The sequence below is a fragment of the Dactylosporangium darangshiense genome (assembly GCF_039537565.1).
Classification (GTDB): domain Bacteria; phylum Actinomycetota; class Actinomycetes; order Mycobacteriales; family Micromonosporaceae; genus Dactylosporangium; species Dactylosporangium darangshiense.
In genome coordinates, this window is sequence record NZ_BAABAT010000037.1 from 65,277 (window position 1) to 81,937 (window position 16,661).

The window sequence follows — 16,661 nt, forward strand, 5'->3', positions numbered from 1 at the left end:
CCGTCCGACCGGCCTGACCTGGAGATGCCGATATGCAGTTCTCGTTTCCCCCGCGCAGCAGCCGCGGCGCGGTCATGGGCTTCACCTGGTCGCAGATCGTCATGGTCGCCTCCGGCGTGCTGTGCGGCGTCACCGGCGTCAACCTCCTGGTCAGCGGTCACCGGTGGGCTGCGGCCGGGCTGCTGCTCGCCGCGGCGCTGCTGTGGGTGTTTGGGCTGGTGCGGCTGCGCGGGCGGCGGGTCACCGAGTGGCTGCCGGTGATCGGCGGCGCGCTCGTCCAGCGGGCCGGGCGGCAGGACCGCTACCGCGGCATGGTCTTCGCCGCGGGCAGCGTCGCCGAGCACCTCGACCTGCCGGGCCAGGGCGCGGGGTACCGGTGGCTGCCCGCCGTCGCCGGCGACGGCACGACCCACGTCGGGCTCCTCGCCCACGCCCGGGAGCGGACCGTCACCGCGGCGCTGCTGTGCTACGGCGCCAACTACCTCCTCGCCGATACGGCTGTGCAGGAGCAGCGGCTCGTCGACTGGGCCGGCGTGCTGAACATTCTCGGCACCGAGTACGCCGACCTGGGCCTCGTGCGGTGGGCGCTGACCACCCGCGCCGTCCCGGACACCGGCAACCGCGCGCAGCGGTACCTCGCCGACCGGGCGATCGACACCACCAGCCGCGCCTACCAGTCCCTGGCGGAGCTGACCGCGGCGGCCGGGCCGTCCGCGCAGCGGCACGAGACGTTCGTCGTGGCCGTGTTCGACATCGCGCGGATGTCCGGGGAGATCGCCGACGCGGGCGGCGGCGACGCCGCGGTCGCCGCGGTGGTCCTGGACAAGCTCGTCGGGATCGAGGCCACCGTGTCCGAGGCGGGCGTGAGCACCGGCGGGTGGCTAAGCCCGCGCGCCTACGCCGCCGTGCTGCGCTCCCAGTTCGACCCGGCGGACCAGGCCGAGCTCGACCTGCGCGGCACCAACGCCGGGGTACCCGCCGGGGTGGCGCCGCGGCTGGCCGGCCCGGCCGCGACGGAGACGGTCGGCTGGAGCGCGCTGCGGCACGACTCCGGGTTCTCCCGCACGTTGTGGGTGGCCGAGATGCCCCGCACCCTCGTCGGCGCGACCTGGCTGACCGGCCTCTACACGAGGGTCACTGGCAGGCGGACTGTCACCCTCGTCGCCCAGCCGATCCCCGCCGCCCTGGCCAATTTGGCCGCCCGCCGCGAGCAGGTCGCCCGGGCCGGGGACGAACTCACCAAACGGAAGCTCCGCCTCGTGCGCACCGCGCGGGAGCAGGAGGAGGCGCGGTCGGTCGCGCAGATTGACCGGGAGCAGGCGGCCGGGCACACCCGCTACCGCTACGCCCTCCTGGTCACCGTCACCGCCGAGTCCATGGACGCCCTCGAACAGGACACCCGGACGGTGAAACGCATCCTGGCCCGGGCCGGCTGCGAAGCCGTCACCCTGTACGGCGAGCAGGACCAGGCGTTCCTGGCCGGGGCGCTGCCGCTCGGCCGCGGTCTGGCCCCGGTCCGCGGCTGGTGGGCGGCATGACCCGCCGTACGGACCGCGTCCGGCTGCGGCGGGAGACCGGGCTCCGCGAGCGGGTCACCGCCAGCGCCGAGACCCGCGACCTCGCCGCCGCCGAACGCGCCCTGCAGCTGGAGCAGGCGGCGATCCGCCGGGCGGAGGCGAAGCTCCTCGGGCAGCCCCGGGCCGACCGGCGCGGCGGCTACGGCCGGGCCGCGGGCCGGGTCGGGTGGCCGCTGCGGCTGCCGCCGCTCGTGACGACCAGCGCCCAGCTGTGCTCCGTGTACCCGTTCGTCGCCGACCCCGGCCTGCCGGTCGATGGCCCCCTGGTCGGCTTGGAGGTGTTCTCCCGGGCCGCGTTCACGTTCTCCGTCCACGAGCTTTACCGGGCGCGGCTGATCACCTCCCCGAACGTCGTGGTCACCGGGGAGATCGGCAGCGCCAAGTCGAGCTTGCTGAAGTGCCTCGCCGCGCGTGGGGTGCCGTTCGGGACCCGCTGCTACGTCGTAGACGTCAAAGGCGAGTACGACGGCCTCGCCGACCTGATCGGCATCCGCTCAGTCCGGATCGGGCCCGGCCTCGGCACCATCATGAACCCCCTCGCCGGCATCCGCCGCGACCCGAACCTGCCGGTCGAGCAGTGGCTGCAGATCCAGCGCACCCGTCGCCTCCTGCTCCTGGAGGGCCTGCTGGAAATCCAGCTGGGCGGGCCGCTGCAGGAGGCCGAGCGGGCCCTGATCAGCTACGCCGTCGACGCGGTCACCGGCGCCGACACCGCCGTCGACCCAGACCGGCAAGCGACACCAACCCTCTCGACGGTCCTGGACGCGATGGGCGACCCCGACCGGTGGCAGCATCAGCTGCAGCGCCTCAACTATCCGCTCGAGCAGTTCGTCGCCGACTCCCGGCGAGTCCGCCTGGCCCTGCAACGCCTCGTCACCGGCGCGCTCGGTGGCCTGTTCGACGGCGCCGGCACCGGTGCCGGAACCCGCCTCGACTTCACCCAGGCCGGCGCGGTCCTCGACCTGCGCGCGATCCGTACGTCGGACCAGATGACCGCGATGGCGATGAGCTGCGCCCAGGCGTGGCTGGAGGCCGAGCTGTCCCGCCCCGACGCCCCGCCGCGGATGTGCATCTACGACGAGTTCGCCCTCGTCGCCCGCCACCTGCCGCTCGTCAGACGGATGCGGGAGCAGCTCAAGCTCGCTCGCGCGCTCGGTGTCGCGAACGTCCTCGCCTTCCACCGGTTTTCCGATCTGGCCGCGTCGGGGTCCGCGGACTCCGAGCAGGTCCGCATCGCCCGCGGGTTGATCGAGGACACCGGGGTGCGGATCTCCTACCGGCAGGCCGCCGGTTCTCTGGAACAGGCGCGGGAGTTCCTCGGCACCACCGATGTCGAGACCGACCTGCTGCGCTACCTGCGCCAGGGCGTCGGCCTGTGGCGGATCGGGACGCGGCCGTTCGTCGTCAAACACCAGCTGTCCACGGCGGAGCGGGCGATGGTCGCCACCGACAGCCGGATGGAGACCGTGCCCGGCGTCGACGACCTCCCCGACCTCGACCACGCCCCTGAGGGCGACCGCCAGCGCCGCGGCAACGCGCCAGCTCCGGACGCCGCGGCCGGCGACGAGCGCCGGTCTGCGGCCGCACCGATCGGGGTGGCGTGATGGCGCGGCCACCTCTGTCCGCGCCCGGCCGGCAGCTGCCGCAGCGCGGCTGGACCCGCGCCGACCTGTGGACCCGCGGCGGGCTCCTCGCCGCGATCACCGTCCTGACGGTCCTCGCCGGCTGGACGCTGTGGCTGGCCGGACAGCTCGGCGGGGTCCTCGCCCACGGCACCTGGCCGGGCGCCGGCCCGGGCGACGCGGCCGTGATCGTGCTACGCCTGCCCGGCCACCTCGGCGACCCGGCCGCCGCCTGGCCCGCCGCGGCCCGCCCGGCGCTGCCGCCGCCCTGGCTGCTCTACCTGCTGTGGATCGTCGTGTTTGGCGCGCATCTCGGCGCGCTCATCACCGGTGGCGTCCTCACGGTGCCGCGGTTCGCGCACCGCACCGGGTTCGCCGGCCGGCGTGAGGTCGACGAGCTGTTGTCCGCTGACGCGGTCCGCGCCCGCGCCGACATCGTCCGGCCGGGCCTGACGATCACAGATCGCGACAGCGCCGAGGATGCCGCCGCCAAGGCCACCCGCCGTGCCGATCCGCTCGAGACCGGCCGGTTCCTCGGCGTCGATACCCTGACCGGGCAGCCCCGGTATCTGGCGAACGAATACAACCGCCTGGCGATGGGCGTGCCCCGCTTCTCCGGCAAGACGTCCAGGATCGTGATCCCGGCGATCGTCGACGCCCGCGGCGCGGTCATCACCACCAGCACCCGCCTGGAAACCGCTGAAGTCACCTTCGCCCGCCGCAACCAGTTGGGGCCGACGTTCGTGTTCGAGCCGCGCGGGACGCTGCCCGGGGTGCCGCGGCTGCGGTGGTCGCCGCTCGTCGGGGCCGGAGACCCGACCGTCGCCTGGATCCGCGCCGCGGGCTTCGCGGCCGGCGCCGGGCTCAGCACTGGGGTGGAGAACGGGGAGTATTTCCGGCAGCAGGCCGCCATGTTGATCCGGGCGCTGCTGCACGCCGCCGCGATCGACGAGCACGCCACGATGATCGACGTCCTGTCCTGGGCGCAGACCCCGAGCAACCCGCGAGCCGAACGGATCCTGCGCCACCACGGCGTGCACGCCTGGGCCGACCGGCTCGCCCTGCACCGCGAGTCGTCCGGCCGGGGCCGGGAAAGCATCCAGGCCGTCGTCTCCGGCGCCCTGGACGCCGTGTCCGACCCGCGGGTCCTGGCCACGGTCAGCCCGCCCCGCGGCGAGCACTTCGACCCGCTGCAGTGGCTGGCCGAGCGCGGCACCCTGTACCTGGTCGGCACCCGCGACGCCCAGGCGTCCGTCGCGCCGCTGCTCGCCGCGATCAGCGAGGACATCCTCTACCGCGCCCGGGAGCAGGCGTTCGCCTCGCCCGGCGGCCGGGTTGAACCGGCCCTGTACTACATCGGCGACGAGATCAGCAACGTGGCGCCGCTGACGTCGCTGCCGTCGCTCATGTCCGAAGCCGGCGGGACCGGCGTCGTCCTGGACATCCTCACGCAGAACCGCCACCAGCTGCACGAACGGTGGGGCCGCGCCGGCGGGCAGGCGATCGAAGCGTCCGCCAACCGCATCATCCACCTCGGCGGGTCCGCCGACGTCGCCGCATTGCGCGACGCGCAGGCCCTGGCCGGTCAGGTCCGCGAGGTGTCTTCCAGCCACAGCTGGGGCGGTGGCCGCGCGTCGGTGTCCGAACAGGCCCGCCGCGAACACGTCCTCGACCTCGCCGAACTGCGCACCCTCCCTATCGGCCGCGCGGTCGCGCTGATCGGGAACCTGCCGCCGGTCGAGCTGTCGATCCCGGCCTGGTACGAGCGCGACGATGCCCCCGCGCTGCGCGAGAACCAGGCAGCGTTCCGGCGCATGCTCGCCGCGGCAACCCCGAGCGCACGCCAGGGCGGGGGTCGGTTATGACCGCGGAGCCGTTCGCGTTCGAGGTGCCCGACGACGCCGCGCCGGACCTGCGCGCGGTCGCGCTGCTCGGCGCCGGCCTGGCCGAGGTCCGCTGCCTGCTCGCCGACCTCTCCGAAGCGCACCTCGCGCTGAGCCAGCAGGTCGCCGAACAACAACAGCTGCAGCAGCGCGATGGTGCCGGGTCGGGGGCGCCGACGCCGTTGCGGTGGGCCGAGCTCGATCGGCCCGGCGCGACCGCGCTGTGGCTGTGGCTCATCGACTGGGTCGGCTGGGCCAGCCGCCGCTTCGGGCTGGCCGCGGACCTGCCGCCGTGCTGGCCCGCGCACCCGCCGATGGTCGAGGAGCTCACCGCCCTCGCCGCGGCCTGGCACGCCGCCTACGACCCGCGCGCTCACCCCGAATCGCCGCTGCGCTGGCTGGAGAACTTCGCCCGCGCGCGGCAGCGGCTGCGGGGCTGGGACGTCGAGCGGTGCCGCAACGGCACGCACGTCCCGCCTGCCACCGACTCGGCCTGGCCGGACGGGTGGCGCGAGACCGCTCTGGACACCGCCGAATCCGACCTCGCCGGCCGGTCGATCCCTGCGGCTCCGCCAGCGGCTGCGGCAACCGTCGAGCCGGACGCGGCGGGCGGAGGGGGTGAGCCGTCATGAGCCAGCCGGCCCAGGTGACGTCCCGGGCCGATTGGGACGACGTCGTCGGCGCGATCGCCGAGACGGTCGACGACATCCGAGACATCGCTGCCGAGTTCCGGCAGCGCAGCGCCGACATGCGAGGGGAGCAGACCGTGACCGACCCGGACCACGCCCGCGACATCGAGGACCAGCAGCTCGACGACGACCGACGGCGCGACGAGGAACTCGACGCGCAATACGACGGCACCGCCGACGGCCGGTACGACACCGACCTGGACGCGTCATGACGACGGCCATCGCACCGGCTGCCGCCATGCCGCCAGCGCTCGCCGACGGGCCGCCCGTGGAGCCGCCGCTCGACCATGTCCGCTACGGGCAGACCCTCGACGCGGTCGAAGCGGGCCTGGACCGCGTCCACCAGGCCCTGCACCGTAGCCGCCGCGCCTCGGCCGCTGGCCGCACCCGACACCTCGCAGAGCTGCACACCCAGCTGCGGGCGCTCGGACAGCTGCTCAACGACGCGCAAGGGGGCTGGCCGCCGCCCCCACCGCCCGACGAGGCAGCATGAACCGCCGCACCGCCCGGTACGCGGTGACCGTCAGCATCCTGCTGGCGGTCACCGCCCCGACCGTCACCGCCTGCGGCGGCCGGCCCCACCCCACCCCGGCCCGACCGCCGGCCACGCACGCGACGGCCGCCACAAGCCCGGCCACGCCAGCGGACGACGGCGACGACGGGGCGCAACCCGAGACGTCGACGACACCAGACCCCGCGGCGCTCGACGTCATCGCCGCGTTCGCCACCGCATGGGCCCGCCCAGACCTCAGCCAGCAACAGTGGTACGCGGGCGTCGCCCGCACGGCCGCACCGGCCTTCGCGGCCCGGCTCGCCAGCGTCGACCCGTCCCGGGTGCCTGCCACCCGCATCACTGGGGCGCCCACGGTCACCGCCGCCACCGCCAGCTCGGTCGTCGCCGACGTCGGCACCGACGCCGGGCCGATCACCGTCACCTGCGCCCGCTACGAGGGCCGGTGGCTTGTCGTCGACGTGCAACCGCCCGAACGATCCCCGACAGCGACGCCATGAACCGGATCCTGATCGCCGCCGGCGTGGCCCTGGTGCTGGTCTGCGGCTGCTGCGGCCTGATCGTGTTCCTCGGCGTCACCGACGCCAGCGCCTGCGCCCCCGCTACAGCCGGGAGCGTCACCGTCCGCACCGACGAGCTCCACGACGTCGGGCAATGGCGGGCCGACCCGCAGGTCCGCAACGCCGCTACCATCGTCGCCACCGGCCAGCACCTCAGCGTGCCGGCCCGCGGCTGGGTGATCGCGGTCGCCACCGCCATGCAGGAGTCGTCGCTGACCAACACCCCCGGCGGCGACCGGGACTCGGTCGGGCTGTTCCAGCAACGCCCGAGCCAGGGCTGGGGCACTCGCGAGCAGCTCCTCGACCCCGTCTACGCGGCCACCGCGTTCTATCGCAAGCTGCTCACCATCCACGGCTGGGAGCAGATGCCGCTCACCCAAGCCGCCCAGGCCGTCCAGCGCTCCGCCTACCCCGACGCCTACGCCAAATGGGAACACGACGCCGAACGCGTCGTCGCCGAGGTCACCGGCACCGCCAGCATCGACGAGATCCCCGGCGGCTCCCTCGCCAACTGCGACATGATGTCCGGCACGCCGTCCGCGTCCGGCTGGGTCCAGCCCGTTCCCGGCGGCATCGTCTCCCCGTACGGCCAGCGCGACGGCCGGCTGCATGCCGGCGACGACCTCGCCGCGAAACGATACGACGTCATCGTCGCCGCCGCGGTCGGCACGGTCAGCTACGCCGCCTGCGACCACTCCACCGGCAACTGCGACGTCGACGGCAGCCCGTCCACGCCCGGCTGCGGCTGGTACGTCGACATCGACAACGGCGGCGGCATCGCCACCCGCTACTGCCACATGGTCCGCCGCCCCGACGTCACCGCCGGGCAGCACGTCGAGGCCGGGCAACGGATCGGGCTCGTCGGCACCTCCGGCCACTCCTCCGGACCCCACCTGCACTTCGAGGTCCATCACGACGTCGAATGCCCCGGCGCAGGCCGGCGCTGCAAGCTGTCGAACGCCAACAGCCAAGATCCACAACTGTTCATGTCGGCCCACGGCGCCCCGCTGGGAGCGAAGTCCTGATGACGATCACTATCCGCGCCGCGGCACCGACCCGCGCGCCGGCACCACTGACCAGCCCGACCAGGCCGAGCACCGCGGCCGAGCGCGGAGCCGAGCCCGCCGCCGCACCCCGTGGACGGGCAGCGACGTCGGTGTCGGCGCGGCAGCGGATCGGCCTCGCGCCCGCGGTCGCCCTCTACACCGGAGCTCTGCTCGGCCCGGGCGTGCTCGTCCTGCCCGGCATCGCAGCCGCGCAGGCCGGCCCCGCCTCCGTCCTGGCGTGGGCCGCGCTCGTCGTGCTCGGCATCCCGGTCGCGGCCACGTTCACCGCCCTCGCCGTGCGCTACCCGTCCAGCGGCGGGATCGCCGCCACCGCCGAACGCGCGTTCGGGCCCGACGCCCGCACCATCGTCGGTTGGTGGTTCTACGCCGCCGTCCCGTTCGCCGCGGCCGCCGCCGCGCTGCTCGGCGGGCAGTACGTCGCCGCCGCCCTCGGCGCCGGCTCCGGCGTCGCCCACGTCGTCACCGCCGCGATCCTCGCCCTCGTCATCGCCGCGAACACCGCAGGCGTACAGGTGTCCGGCCGGGTCCAGCTCGCCCTTATCGGCATCCTGCTCACCCTTCTCGCCGTCGGCCTTGCCACCGCCGCCGGGCACCTGCACCCGGTGAACTTCACGCCGTTCAACCCGCACGGGTACGCCGCGGTCGCCCGCGCCACCGCCGTGCTGTTCGTCGGCGTCGCCGGCTGGGAAGCCTGCGCGACCCTCACCGACGCCGTCCACCGCCCGCGCCGGACCCTGCCCCGGGTGACCGCCGCGACCCTCGTCGTCATCGGCACCGTGTACCTCGGCCTGGCCGTCGCCACCATCGGCACCCTCGGACCCGCCGCCGCGCAGACCGGCGTCCCGCTCTACGCTGTCGTCCACACCGCCCTCGGTCCCGCCACCCCGCCCGTTGTCGCGGCGATCGCGCTGCTGCTGACGGTCGGCGCCGCCAACACCTACCTGGCCGGCGCCGCCCGGTCCGGCGCCACCCTCGCCGCCGCCGGTGACCTCCCGGCCTGGCTCGCCCACCAGCCCAGGGGCATCGCCCGGCGTAGCCTCGCCGTCCAGGCCGCCGCCGCCGTCGCGATGACCGCCGCCGCGATGCACTGGCACATCGAGCCCGGACACCTCATGCGGCTCGTCACCGTCCTGCTCGCCGCCGTCGCCCTGGCCGGCATGACCGCTGGCGCGCTGCTGCTGCCCACCGGCTGGCACACCGCCGCCGCCCTCACCGGCACTGCCGTCACCGCCGCCGTGCTCGGCACCGCCGGACCCAACCTCCTCATCCCGGTCACCATCGCGGGCGCCGCCCTGCTCTGGCGCGCCGCCGGCCATCAGCCCGCCCCTGCCCCGCTCGCCGCAACGTCCGCGCCGTCGCTGACGGTGCGGCGCCCGCGGATGTCCCTGCCCACCGCCGTGCCGCGCACCGCGGCCGGAAGCACGGTCACCCGGCCCCGACAGCGGCCCGACGCCCCGGCACCCGTCCGGCGCAAACGCCGCCGCCGGCGCCGCAAACGCGCCGCCCGCCAGCGCCGATGACCGGCACCACGCCGTCGCCCAGCCACAGCCGAATCGTCCCGAACGGAGCTGCACCTAATGCGTGTGCTGTTCATCGTGTCCGCGTTCAACGGCCTGTCCCAGCGCGCCTGGTGCGCACTGCGCGCCGCCGGGCACGACGTCACCGTCGAGTTCGCCATCGACGACAACACGATGATCGCCGGAGCCCACCTCACCGACCCCGACATCATCATCTGCCCATACCTCAAAGACCGGGTCCCCGACCGTTCGACGGGTCGGCAGCGCCCTGCCGGGCCGTTACCCCTGCGGCGTGGTCAGGGCGCTGACCACACGGCTTAACGATGGCTGCTGAAGACCGCCCGGGAGGGTCCGGAACCGCAGAGGCTGAAGGTACTTCGTGCCTGACGGCTGGCGTGAGATCTTGCCGTTCATGTCGCGGTTCGGGTCCTGTAGCTGTTCGACAAGGCCGTATCGGGCGAGCTGACGGTGGCTTTCGTAGATGTCCCGGCCAAGTCCGTACCATCCCTCACGGGTCGTCCGGTTGGCGTATACACCCTCCTTTGACTTGTTTGGGTACCTGGTCTCCAACTCCCTGAGCATCAGGTATGTCGCGATCTCTGCGGCCGACAGGACATGGATCCAGCCGTTGAGGAAGAACGCCGTCGGTAGGTGCAACACCTCTGCGCTGCCGGCGATGGACGCGTGCGGTCGAAGCGGGTCCATCCCTATCTGCGTGTCATGCTCCGGGATCTCGTACCGATCCCTGATCCATGGGCCGCGGGTCTGACCAGACTCATGTAGAAGTTGGAAGCGCTCGTACCGTCCGGCCGATCCCGGCCTGCCGGTGAGAGACACGAGCGTGAACCTGTCGAGGAGACTCAGCGCCCGCTTCACCTGGCGGAGCATGCCCGCGTCACGATCTGCCGTCGTTGTTGTGCGGGGCAGAAAGTCGATCCATCCGGGTTGCCCCGAGGTGCTCAGCAGCGGCCGCAGATTTGTGACGACGCCGCCTCCCGGCCTGCGGCGGCACTGGGCGTCGAACAACGCGATCAAGTACAGGTGCAGTGCCCAGCCCTTCTGGGTCAGCAGGTCCGCTACCGGCGAGGAGAGGACCACCCGTTCGGTCGGTTGCGGCCACTGGGAACGCCGCAGGACAAAGCTGCGCCGAACCGCGATTTGCGACGGCAGGCGGTCGTGTTCCTGATGCACCTGGCTCAGGGCACGCGCTGCGGCCCCGTACTGGCCTCCGCACGCCCGGAGCTCCGCCGCCCGGCGACGCTGCCGTTCAGCATCTCGCTGCGCCAAGTCCGACCTCCCTCGCAACTGCGGCCGCCCACAGCGTGACCTATCTGCCCGCACATGAAGTCTCTCAGGGGGTCTCGAGATGAGGCAATGTTGCGGCGTCCGGCATAGCGCCAGGCAGGGCGCAAGATCCGTGATCTTGCCGTGCGGGCGGATCGGTCAAATGGCGGCCTGACCAGGGCACGCGCGCCATGGCACAGTGACTCCGCTGCACCGGCAGAAGGCCGATGCGGAATCCCTGTGAAAGGAGGCGTGGGTGAACCCTGCGCTAATGGCGCTGTGGGCAGTGATCGCCCTGCTGTTCGCCCTGATCTTCGGAGGGGCTGCGGCGGCGCTGTCGTGGCTCGATAGCCGGCGTGTGCCCAGGGCGCTACTGGTTGGTGGGTCGACGGCCGGTGCAACCCTGGCGCTCGCCGTTGCGGTAGCGGCCCTGTTCATTTGAGAGGCCTGTGCGTTGGCCGGGTGGGCGACTGTCTCACCCGGCGCGCGCGCCCGTCGACGCCCGTGTACGAGCGCGGCCCCGACGAGCCGCGAGACTCGCACCCCGACGAGCTCGCTACCCGGTCAGGCGAAATTGACAGCCGGTGAGCCGGTGGGCTCGCTGACTTGGCGCGCGGCTTTGACAACGGCGGCAAGACGATCAGCGGCGGTACAGCACGCCGTCGATAAGCCACTTCACGAGGACGGCGGCCAGGTGAACGGCCGCCTCGGCCTCGGCCTGGCTCTGCCGCCTCGAGTTTGGTGAGCCAGCGTGCCGGGACTGCCCCTCCCACAGCAGCGCGAGTATCTCAACCAGTCGAACCGGGCTTGCCGGTAGACCGCTGCTATCAGTGATCGCCAAAGCCCACTGTGATGCCTGATTGCGCAAGTCTCGGATGACCGTGCCCAAGGTGCGCCGCGAGTCGTTCGGGCAGACCAGTGGACACGCCACAGCTTCGACGGCGAGGACCGCTTCGTCGTAGGCCTTGTCTGGGTCCGGGTTTAGGCCGTACGCGGCGGCGAACGCGAGCCGGAGATGGTCGCCGGCGGTGGGGTCAGCGGCGACGGCCTGGTCCGCTGCTGCGGCGATGGTCGGGTCGAGCAGTACGGTCAGGCAGTGCCTGTCGACGTCGACCGTATATCGAGACGATCCGTCCGCAAGAAGTTCTGTGAGCTGCTGTACCGGCTCAGTTCGGTTGATGTCAGGCCGATGTCGCAGCAGCTCGACCATGGCCCACAACGACGTGTTCAGCTGCAGAATCGCGTCGATGACCGTCAGAATTTGATCACCATTGCACCAGGTGAGCCAGAAGATGTAGCCCTTGCCGAAGGGATCGTGCGACCAGCGGAGCCGCATGACGATTCGGCGGGCGAGTACCTCGTCACCGGCCATGGCCTCGTGGATCCAGCCGCGGAGCGGCTCGATGAGCCAGCCTGGCACCTCGTCGTACGTAGTCGTGTCGACCGGCCGCCCGCCGATCCGGTCGGCAAGCGGCTGGAACAGGGCTTCATCGGTCACGCACGAACGTTAATCGGACACCATACGTGCCGGGTAGCGAGTTCCCGGCCTGCCCGTCATACGGCAGTTGGCCCTGGGCTTGGGCAGCGTGCGTCGCGCGGCGGGACGGCGATGAATCCAACTGGCGTTAGCCATGCCTCTAGGTATTCGAACCTTCGTTCGATACAGTGACGATGGTCAGCCTCTTCGCAATCGACGAGGTCGAAATGCCTGTGCGTCATCTAGCATGCACGACGGCAACTGCTTACAGTCATGACCTATGTACGCATCGCGTCCGGGTCAGAGCTCCTAGGCCCCCTTCCAGCTGCACATGGACATCGCTGAGGAGCGGGGGCAGCTGTTCGACAGCGTGCTCTTCCATGGCGACGGCGTCCATGAGTGCATCATCCTCACGCCTCGTGGGGAGGTATGGCTCGCTGCGCTGGCGGCCGAGTACCGAGCGCTGCGGGCTGACCAGCGCACGCCGCCCGATCCCTCGTTGTTCGCCGGCCTCGGATTCGAGGTCGGAGGACTCCAGCGGCGGCTCGAGGAGGCCGTGATGCCTCGCCGCAGGCTGGGCAACTTCGACGTGGTGAGGTCCGACCTCGGCGAACTGCTTCTTGCACACTGCATCGTTGAGCACTACGGCGCGAAGCTCGGCTACCGCGGGCTTCGTGACCGAGAACTGGCTGACCTGCCGGGTAGAGGCATCGACCTGATCGGCATCGAACAGGGACTGACTGCCGACGGCTCGAAGCTGACGCTGGTCCTGGGCGAGGCGAAGGTGTCGACGGACGCCTCGTCGCCGCCACGAGTCGTTGACGCGGCTGATGATTCCCTTCGGCAGCAACACCTGCACCATATCGGCAACGTCGAAGTGACTGCGCGCAAGGTGTGGGCCGCCTCGAAATGTTGTACTGACTCTGAAACGACGACGATGCTGATGATCGCCGCGTCGCTGCTTGAGCAGGGGCAGCTCGATCGCCTTCGGGTCGTGGCGGCGTCCATGCTGGTGCGCCCGGCGGATCGCGCCACCGACGGGGACTTTGGCTCGTTTCATGTCACACCGGGCGATTTTGAGCCAGCCGCGGTGCGCTTCTTGACGGTACGACTAGCGTCTGACCTTGAAGAGGCGGTGGCGAAGCTGTACGAGCTCGCAACCCATGGGGAGGGAGGCGATCGTGACGAGACCGACGCCTGAACCCCGTGCCGGCATTGCCGGTGCCGACCTTCTCGAAGCCCTTGCTGTTCCGGCCGCCGCGCGCCGCGCTGCCGAGGCTGCGATTGAAGGGCACCTCGTTGGTGAGGCACCGGAGCTAGACGAACCCGACAAGCTCCTGCGCGATGCCGTGTTGACGGAGCGCGTCGCTGTCGATGCATACCGCCGCAGCATTGTCACATCAACTGACGACCGGGCCAGCGCCGAAACGCGTGCTTGGTTTGACCGGGCATCGAGCCTCTGGTGGTTCTCGGTCAGGCGGGAATCGCAGGATCAACAGCACCTGTTCGACGAGCGTCCTGATCCGCGCGACGGCACCATCGTCTCGAAGTTCGAGGAACTCGCGCTCCGACTCGCGATCGCAGGGCTCGTTGCGGAACAGCCGGCGCGTATCCGATTCGAGATCAACGAGCTTCTGCCTGCCCTCCGGGACCAGCAGATCGGGCCAACCAATCTCAATTGGGTGCAGTCGGTAGTCTCTGAGTCGATCCGAGCGTTCCTGCTGCTGGTGCGTAAGCGCGATGGGTGGGCCGACGTCGACGAGGCGCTGTCGATCCTTCAGTACCTGCGTGAGCGTCAGGCGGACGTCGAGGAACAGTACCTGTCGTCGGAGGCTGAGCAGGATCGAGAAGTTGGCGCTGCCTGGGTGCTGCTCGGCGCGTATCACCTCGCGCAGATGGTTACAGCGTGCGGCGAATACCTGCAAGGCACCAGCGACATCGCCTACGGCGGCCTGACTAGCCGACTGGAGCGGCACCGTGACCGTGCAGCAGAGTCCTTCAATGCAGGACGACAGACGCTGCTGGCTCACTATGCGGACTTGATCTGGATCGGCTGCCGCGAGCTTGCTCGCAGCAGCTTGTGGACCCACATTTGGTCGCTCGGCTCCGAGGTCGGAGAGTTCGCGCGGACACTCGCAAGCCGGACGGCGGCCCGTCCTATCTTGGAACTCTGGCCTGGCCAGCAGCTGGCGCTCAATCAGCGACTGCTCGACCCGTACCCTCGAGCTGTGGTGGTCGAGATGCCAACGAGCGGCGGCAAGACCCTCCTCGCCGAGTTCTCGATCGTACAGACGTTAGCTTTGCGGCCGGGATCCACCGTTGTATACGTCGTGCCGACGAGAGCGCTTGTAAATCAAGTGACGAGGACGCTCAGGTCAGATCTGGAGCCAATAGGTCTGACCGTTGAGATGACTGTTCCGGCATACGAGCTTGATCCCGCCGAAGGCGAACTGCTCAGCCAGCCGATCAATGTCCTGGTGACCACTCCGGAAAAGCTAGACTTCCTGATCCGTAACCAGCACCGGTCGGTTTCCGATCTTTCCATGGTTGTCGTTGACGAAGCGCATCATCTCGCTGACTCGGAACGCGGCGCCCGACTGGAGCTCGTCCTCGCAACGATCCGGCGAGACATCCAAAACGTGCGGTTCCTGCTCCTTACACCGTTCATCAAGAACGCTCTCGAAGTTTCAACCTGGCTCGGAGGTGGTCGAGGGGCGCCTCCAATCTCGGTGAACTGGAAACCCAATTCGCGGGTTGTTGGCGTGATTACTGTCGACGGCAGATCTCACACCGTTGACTTCACCACGCTGAACGCGGTTGGCAACAGCGACTTGGGTCCAGGAGTGAAAATCACTCTAGGTCCTGCTCAAGGTCAGGCAAGTAGCAACAGACAGGTCTGTCGGCAAGCGGCACGAGTGCTCAAGAGTCGCGGCACCACCCTAGTGTTGTGCAGAGGGCCGAAAGCCGCGATCGAGCGAGCCGCGCAGATTGCGGAAGACTCTACTCGTATCATCGACGACCCATTGCTCGATGTGGTAGTCCGGTACGTTGATCTGGAACTAGGCGCTGACAACGATCTGTCCAGGGTTCTGTCATCCGGCGTAGCCTTCCACCACAGTGGCCTCTCACACGAGACGCGTGCGATTGTCGAGCGCTTGATCTCGCTTAATCGAATCCACACTGTCTGTGGCACGACGACGCTTGCCCAAGGAGTGAACTTTCCGATCAGTAACGTCATCGTAGAGGACATCAGAAAAGGTTTCGGTGGCGACCTGAGCTACTCCGAGTTCTGGAACATTGCGGGACGCGCCGGAAGAACGATGATGGACTCCGTGGGACTGGTCGGCTTTCCCTCGGCAAGTAGCGAACAGCAGGACCGATGGCAGCGTTACATGACCGGCGAAGCTGAGGCTATCGCCAGTCAACTTGCGCAGGTCATCACTGCGGCCGACTCCATCGGCGAACACATCGGGACCAACTCGGTGCAGAACATCCCGGGGCTCAGCGAGATGCTGCAGTTCCTGGCGCACGCAGTACGAGTGTCAGGTGACGAGGCGATCGCTGAAGAGTTGGAGGATCTTCTGCGGGGGAGCCTGGTTTACCACCAGGAACGGGCGAATAATCCTCCTCGCGCGGCGCGCCTCGTTCAACTTTGTCGGCAATACCTGGATCAGATCGCAGGATCTGCAGGCATGGCAGCTCTGTCGGACCGTACTGGCTTCGCGACACCGTCTGTTGGTATGCTGCTGAACGCACTTGCCCGCGACGTGAATCTGCAACCGGCTGATTGGCATCCAGGCCAATTGTTCGGTCAGAACTTGAATCCACTGACTGAACGAGTTCGTCTATTGAGTCGGGTTCCGGAGATCAACCTCGGCGAACAGGCTCACGGTCCCTTCTCGGCCGAGAAGGCAGCGATGATTCTCCGTGATTGGGTTCAGGGTGAACCGATCCCCGAACTGGCTGCGCGCCATGGCGTCGGCCGGGGAAGCGACGAGGCCCCGGCTGCCGTCGAGTTTTCCCGCTACCTGTTTGGACGGCTGCTACACAATGCGAGCTGGGGTCTTGGTGCGCTGCGATCTGTACATCTGAGCGGCCAGCAGTCCAACGACTCCCAGTCGTTGGACCGCTACGTACCATCGATGATCTACTTCGGCGTTGCGACCAAGGAACAGGTTTGGCTCCGAATGGCCGGCGTACCGAGGCCGCTCGCTGCCGCTGCCGCAACCGCATGGACCCGTGAGGCAGGAGCGTCGCAACCCACCAGCCACGCCCAGCTGCGCCAGTTCGTATCAGGGCTCGACCCGGCGCGGTGGGCGTCCGGACTCCAGGACTCGTCACTCCGGCCCGACGACATCCCAATCCTCTGGCACGAGTTGATTCGGGCGTGACGGGTCGGCGAATGACCTGCCAGGCCCGCAGCTAGTCTTACTCCCAAGCCCGCCGGAAGCCGGTACCGAGTGCCCGGCGACTC

At 70.0% G+C, this 16,661-nt stretch carries 15 protein-coding genes; 13 read left to right on the forward strand and 2 right to left on the reverse strand.

Features of this window, described 5'->3' with window-relative positions; all coding sequences use genetic code 11:
- Nucleotides 1-32: 32 nt before the first annotated feature.
- The 10 genes from ABD901_RS42880 to ABD901_RS42925 are packed head-to-tail and all read left to right on the forward strand — an operon-like array spanning nucleotide 33 to nucleotide 9,747.
- The gene (locus ABD901_RS42880; RefSeq protein ID WP_345136705.1) at nucleotides 33-1,538 is read left to right on the forward strand and encodes an SCO6880 family protein; all 1,506 of its coding nucleotides are present in this window, start codon (nucleotides 33-35) and stop codon (nucleotides 1,536-1,538) included.
- Nucleotides 1,535-3,181 (forward strand): hypothetical protein, encoded by a 1,647-nt coding sequence (locus ABD901_RS42885; RefSeq protein WP_345136706.1) that lies wholly within the window; start codon nucleotides 1,535-1,537, stop codon nucleotides 3,179-3,181. Before ABD901_RS42880 ends, ABD901_RS42885 begins: the two co-directional genes overlap by 4 nt.
- A complete protein-coding gene (locus tag ABD901_RS42890) occupies nucleotides 3,181-5,064 on the forward strand; it encodes a type IV secretory system conjugative DNA transfer family protein (protein ID WP_345136708.1) in 1,884 nt (627 codons plus the stop codon). The genes ABD901_RS42885 and ABD901_RS42890 overlap by 1 nt, the downstream gene beginning before the upstream one ends.
- The gene (locus ABD901_RS42895; protein WP_345136709.1) at nucleotides 5,061-5,714 is read left to right on the forward strand and encodes a hypothetical protein; all 654 of its coding nucleotides are present in this window, start codon (nucleotides 5,061-5,063) and stop codon (nucleotides 5,712-5,714) included. Before ABD901_RS42890 ends, ABD901_RS42895 begins: the two co-directional genes overlap by 4 nt.
- Nucleotides 5,711-5,983, forward strand: a complete 273-nt coding sequence (locus ABD901_RS42900; RefSeq protein ID WP_345136710.1) for a hypothetical protein — start codon at nucleotides 5,711-5,713, stop codon at nucleotides 5,981-5,983. Before ABD901_RS42895 ends, ABD901_RS42900 begins: the two co-directional genes overlap by 4 nt.
- The gene (locus ABD901_RS42905) at nucleotides 5,980-6,264 is read left to right on the forward strand and encodes a hypothetical protein (RefSeq protein WP_345136712.1); all 285 of its coding nucleotides are present in this window, start codon (nucleotides 5,980-5,982) and stop codon (nucleotides 6,262-6,264) included. The genes ABD901_RS42900 and ABD901_RS42905 overlap by 4 nt, the downstream gene beginning before the upstream one ends.
- Complete coding sequence (locus ABD901_RS42910; RefSeq protein ID WP_345136714.1) at nucleotides 6,261-6,782, forward strand: hypothetical protein; 522 nt, start codon at nucleotides 6,261-6,263, stop codon at nucleotides 6,780-6,782. The genes ABD901_RS42905 and ABD901_RS42910 overlap by 4 nt, the downstream gene beginning before the upstream one ends.
- Nucleotides 6,779-7,867 carry a peptidoglycan DD-metalloendopeptidase family protein gene (locus ABD901_RS42915; protein ID WP_345136716.1) on the forward strand — a complete coding sequence of 363 codons (1,089 nt, stop codon included), beginning with the start codon at nucleotides 6,779-6,781 and terminating at the stop codon, nucleotides 7,865-7,867. The genes ABD901_RS42910 and ABD901_RS42915 overlap by 4 nt, the downstream gene beginning before the upstream one ends.
- Nucleotides 7,867-9,429, forward strand: coding sequence for an APC family permease (locus ABD901_RS42920; protein WP_345136718.1), 1,563 nt, complete (start codon nucleotides 7,867-7,869; stop codon nucleotides 9,427-9,429). The genes ABD901_RS42915 and ABD901_RS42920 overlap by 1 nt, the downstream gene beginning before the upstream one ends.
- A 57-nt stretch (nucleotides 9,430-9,486) precedes the next feature.
- Nucleotides 9,487-9,747 carry a formyl transferase gene (locus tag ABD901_RS42925; protein ID WP_345136720.1) on the forward strand — a complete coding sequence of 87 codons (261 nt, stop codon included), beginning with the start codon at nucleotides 9,487-9,489 and terminating at the stop codon, nucleotides 9,745-9,747.
- On the opposite strand, the gene ABD901_RS42930 is transcribed toward ABD901_RS42925, so the two are convergent.
- On the reverse strand, nucleotides 9,706-10,617 hold the full coding sequence (locus tag ABD901_RS42930) for a hypothetical protein (protein WP_345136722.1): 912 nt from the start codon (nucleotides 10,615-10,617) through the stop codon (nucleotides 9,706-9,708). The two genes, ABD901_RS42925 and ABD901_RS42930, sit on opposite strands and share 42 nt — an antisense overlap.
- Nucleotides 10,618-10,966: 349 nt before the next feature.
- On the opposite strand from ABD901_RS42930, the gene ABD901_RS42935 reads away from it, so the two are divergent.
- Nucleotides 10,967-11,152 (forward strand): hypothetical protein, encoded by a 186-nt coding sequence (locus ABD901_RS42935; protein ID WP_345136724.1) that lies wholly within the window; start codon nucleotides 10,967-10,969, stop codon nucleotides 11,150-11,152.
- A 198-nt stretch (nucleotides 11,153-11,350) separates the two neighbouring features.
- Here the strand turns inward: ABD901_RS42935 and ABD901_RS42940 are convergent, their stop codons facing one another.
- Nucleotides 11,351-12,208 carry a hypothetical protein gene (locus ABD901_RS42940; RefSeq protein WP_345136726.1) on the reverse strand — a complete coding sequence of 286 codons (858 nt, stop codon included), beginning with the start codon at nucleotides 12,206-12,208 and terminating at the stop codon, nucleotides 11,351-11,353.
- 310 nt (nucleotides 12,209-12,518) lie between these two features.
- Between ABD901_RS42940 and ABD901_RS42945 the strand changes: the two genes are divergently transcribed.
- Nucleotides 12,519-13,388 carry a Hachiman antiphage defense system protein HamA gene (locus ABD901_RS42945; RefSeq protein WP_345136728.1) on the forward strand — a complete coding sequence of 290 codons (870 nt, stop codon included), beginning with the start codon at nucleotides 12,519-12,521 and terminating at the stop codon, nucleotides 13,386-13,388.
- Nucleotides 13,369-16,578: a DEAD/DEAH box helicase gene (locus tag ABD901_RS42950; RefSeq protein WP_345136730.1), complete on the forward strand. Its 3,210-nt coding sequence runs from the start codon at nucleotides 13,369-13,371 to the stop codon at nucleotides 16,576-16,578. Before ABD901_RS42945 ends, ABD901_RS42950 begins: the two co-directional genes overlap by 20 nt.
- Nucleotides 16,579-16,661: the final 83 nt, after the last annotated feature.